The organism is Veillonella sp. CAG:933, from assembly GCF_000431435.1.
Classification (GTDB): domain Bacteria; phylum Bacillota; class Negativicutes; order Veillonellales; family Veillonellaceae; genus Veillonella_A.
Map to the genome: position 1 here is coordinate 12,703 of NZ_HF986226.1, position 4,038 is coordinate 16,740.

Annotated in this window: 4 protein-coding genes; all 4 read left to right on the forward strand. The window is 46.2% G+C overall.

Annotation, left to right across the window (positions count from 1 at the left end; all coding sequences use genetic code 11):
• Positions 1 to 910 (forward strand): DHH family phosphoesterase (locus QZL64_RS11220; protein ID WP_296309583.1); only part of this gene is annotated, 910 nt, incomplete at its 5' end.
• Positions 907 to 1,353 carry a 50S ribosomal protein L9 gene (gene rplI, locus QZL64_RS11225; protein WP_021842069.1) on the forward strand — a complete coding sequence of 149 codons (447 nt, stop codon included), beginning with the start codon at positions 907 to 909 and terminating at the stop codon, positions 1,351 to 1,353. The genes QZL64_RS11220 and rplI, both read left to right, overlap by 4 nt.
• A 1-nt stretch (position 1,354) precedes the next feature.
• Positions 1,355 to 2,701 (forward strand): replicative DNA helicase, encoded by a 1,347-nt coding sequence (dnaB, locus tag QZL64_RS11230; RefSeq protein ID WP_021842070.1) that lies wholly within the window; start codon positions 1,355 to 1,357, stop codon positions 2,699 to 2,701.
• Between the two features lie 12 nt (positions 2,702 to 2,713).
• Positions 2,714 to 3,910, forward strand: coding sequence for a M48 family metalloprotease (locus QZL64_RS11235; RefSeq protein WP_021842071.1), 1,197 nt, complete (start codon positions 2,714 to 2,716; stop codon positions 3,908 to 3,910).
• The last annotated feature ends 128 nt before the right edge of the window (positions 3,911 to 4,038 follow it).

Here is a 4,038-nt window from a genome sequence, read left to right on the forward strand (position 1 = left end):
CATCGGCGTAGCCGCCATGGCTAGAGCGGCCGGTAAATCCGTTCACGTAGCTGTAAGCGATCAAACTGTGGCTATTAAGAAATTGTCAGATTTATTCCCTACTGAACCGGGTTTTGAAAGTCTGTTAATCACGCCACAAGCGGCTGAAGATTTTGTAACCGATACAACCCTCGTATTTGTAGTGGACGTGCATCGACCGGATATGGTAGCGGCGCCAAAAGCCTTGCAGAAGTCTAAACGTCGCGTTGTTATTGACCATCACCGTCGTGCCTCCGACTTTATTGAAAAACCATTGCTCACTTATTTGGAACCGGCTTCGTCGTCCACCAGTGAGCTGGTAACAGAATTAATTCAGTATTTCGTAGACCCGATTTCACTCAATGTGGTGGAAGCGAGTGCGTTATATGCCGGTATCGTAGTGGATACGAAGAACTTTGTGGTACAAACGGGATCGCGTACTTTTGATGCGGCGTCTTTCTTGCGCCGTTCCGGTGCGGATTTATTCATTGTGCGCCATTTGTTTATGGAAAGTTTTGACAGCATCCAATTGCGGGCTAAAATGTTGGCCGATGCGGAACGTTTTGACGGCATGGCGATTACCACTTGTCCGGCGGGTATCCAGAACGCGTCCATTCTGTCGGCTCAAACGGCAGATAAGCTTATCACCATTGAAGGTATCGAAGCCAGCTATGTGCTCTATACTTTGTCGGATGGCGGTATCGGCGTAAGTGCCCGTTCGCAAGGGGCTATGAATATTCAGCTTGTTATGGAAGCCTTGGGCGGTGGCGGTCATCGTACCGTAGCCGGCGCCCAGCTATATGATATGACCATGGAAGAAGCGGTGGAAGCTGTAAAAAGTGTAGCTAAAGGCCAGCTTGCTTCTATGAAGAAGGAGGAAAAAGCAGAATGAAAGTAATTTTGTTGGAAGATGTAAAAAAAGTAGGTAAAAAAGGCGAAATCATTGAGGTCAGTGAAGGTTACGGCCGCAATGTGTTGATTAAAAAAGGCCAGGCTTTAGAAGGTACGCCTGCTAACTTGAATAATGCTAAGCAGCAACAAGCTTCGGCAGCTCACAAGAAACAAGTAAATGCTGATGAAGCGAAGATTTTGGCCAGCCAGTTGGCTAAAGTAGAAGTACGCATTCCTGTAAAAATGGGGGATGCGGGCCGTGTATTCGGTTCCGTTACAGGTAAAGATATTTCCGATGCTTTGGCCGCTCAATTCGATGTAGCCGTTGATAAAAAGAAAATTGAACTCAAAGAACCGCTCAAAACTTTGGGCGTTCATGATGTGTTGATTCGCGTACATCCTGAAATTACGACTACTATTAAAGTTGAATTAGTGGAGGCATAATATGGCGGAAGCGCGCATTCCACCCCATAGTATTGAGGCGGAGAAGGCTGTTCTCGGGGCTCTTTTAACCGAGAATGATATCTATGATTCCGTCAGCAGTATTGTAGGTCGCAGTGATTTTTATCGCGATGCGCACCGTATTATCTATGAAGCCATTGAAAATATCGTGCGCCGCGGTAATCGTCGCGTCGATATGGTCCTTTTGACAGAAGAATTGACGCGCATGAAAAAACTCGACGAAGTGGGCGGTATTAATTACATTGCGGAACTCACCAATGATGCTATGTCGTCCTTTAATGTAGAAGAGCATGCTCGTATTGTGGCTGAAAAATCAACCTTGCGTCGCCTCATTGACGCGGGTAATCGCATCGTCGGTGAAAGCTACAATGGGGACAAAACAGTGCCGGACATTTTAAATGATGCGGAAAGCAGTATTTTAAATGTAACCGGTGCGGTAAAAGCGGAAACTTCGTTTGTCAGCCTTGGTGACGTAATGACCAATGTTATGAAACGAATCGGTGAATTACAGAACTATGGTGACAGCTTGACCGGTATTTCCACGGGCTTCAAAGATTTGGACAAGATAACTAATGGCTTGCAGCGCTCTGACTTAATCCTTGTGGCCGCTCGCCCCTCCATGGGTAAAACAGCGTTCACTTTGAACTTGGCCTATAATGTGGCCGTAAAAGGTAAAGGGTCCGTTGCCTTTTTCTCCTTGGAAATGTCTGCCGAACAATTGGTAGGTCGTATTTTGTCATCCGCTACGGAAGTGCCTTCGGACCGTTTGCGTACGGGGCGCCTCTTACAGGAAGATTGGCCGAAACTTATCGGGCAATTGGAACAACTTGGTGAATCCAAGTTATATATTGATGATACGCCGGGCCTTACGGTTCAAATGATGCGATCCAAACTGCGTCGTCTGAAAGTTGAACAGGGTTTGGATCTTATTATCGTCGACTATGTGCAGCTCATGACAGGGCGCAATGGCGGTAATAGCGATAACCGTCAGCAGGAGATTTCGGAAATTTCCCGAAACCTTAAATTGATTGCCCGTGAAATGGACGTACCTTTGATTGCTTTGTCGCAGCTTAGCCGCGGTGTTGAATCGCGTACCGATAAACGACCGGTCTTGAGTGACCTTCGTGAATCGGGTTCGTTGGAACAGGATGCGGACATTGTAGTCTTTTTATATCGTGATAAATATTACAGTAAAGATGAAAATCAGGAAGATGTAACGGAAGTTATTATTCGTAAACATCGTAACGGCGCATTGGGCACGGTTAATCTCTTATTCCAAGGGGAATTCACCAGATTCCGCGATATTACTATGCGTACGGATGAGATGTAGGGGAGGCACTGTATGAAACGCTGGGGACGAACTGTATTGGCGGCGGCTATTGGCTTAACTTTGGCCGGCGGTAGCGGTTTTACCGGTTTGGCGGGCTTTAAAGCAGAGGCAGCCGGTGTGTTTGATGTATTGTTGGGCGGTACATTGGCCATGGTAACGGTCAATACGGAATTATCTCGTATCGATGATACCGATGACGGTCAGCAGCAAATGCTCGAAGAACGTCAGAAAAATACCGGATATTATAATAATTATGCCTATCAGGATCGAGCTAAGCGGATTTTTGAAAGTCTAACCGATACACCTGATGTAAAGCGGACGTATGTAGTATATGTAACACCGGAAGAAGATGCCAATGCGGCTATGAGCCTTGGTCGTGTCATGTCTATCAATAAAGGTCTCATGGATATGATGGATGATGCGGCGATTGCGTCCGTTGTGGGTCATGAAATCGGTCATGGTGAAAACAAGGATGCCATCCGGGGCATTCGCAAAAGCGTAGCCTTGCAGACGGCAGTTGGTGCTGCCACGGCAAATGCGGGCGGTCTTAGTGTGCTCCTCGGCAATGTGGCGGGTAACTATGTTAACCAGCAGGTATTCAGCGTAAGTCAAGAAAAAGCGGCTGATGAATGGGGCTTTAAACTATTGGCCGATGCCGGTTATAATGTGGGCGCTGCGGCTGTGGCCATGGCGGTTCTGCGCGATAAATACGGCGATTTGTACACCGATGGTTTGGGGCAAATTGTCAATCCCAATAACCATCCGAAGATGAGTCAGCGTATTCTCGATCATTTGAAACGTATTGAGGACTACTCCGGGAAACATGTAAGTGTTACGGATGATGTAGTCTATGTCAATAAAAAGCCTGTTTATACGGGTGAGGCCAGCGGGCAATATACGGGCGCCATGCGGGCTTATTTGGTGGCCGGCAAATTGGCAAGATACTATCATGATAATAATGTGGGAATCCCGGTAGCTCAGGGCAACCAAGTTCTTATGAATGGCACTTCTTTGGTAACGTTAAGTTCCGCCGATAAAGCGGTGACCATGGAACAGGATTTAAAAGCGGCTATTGACTCTAAGAGCAGCAAAAAGGTAAAAGCTGACGATAAGTCAAAAGCAGATAAGAAAGACAAGAAAGCTAAAGTTAAGGCTGATACTAAGGTAAAAACCGACAATACGGCCGCTTCGAAAGCAAACTTTGAATAGTATTAATTAATCTTCTAACCGGAACGCCTGTTAAGCGAATGCTTTGACAGGCGTTTTTTTATGCAATATAGTGCAATAATACACTAAAAAATTTTCGAGTTATAGGACAAAAAGTGTGTGTAGAAAGT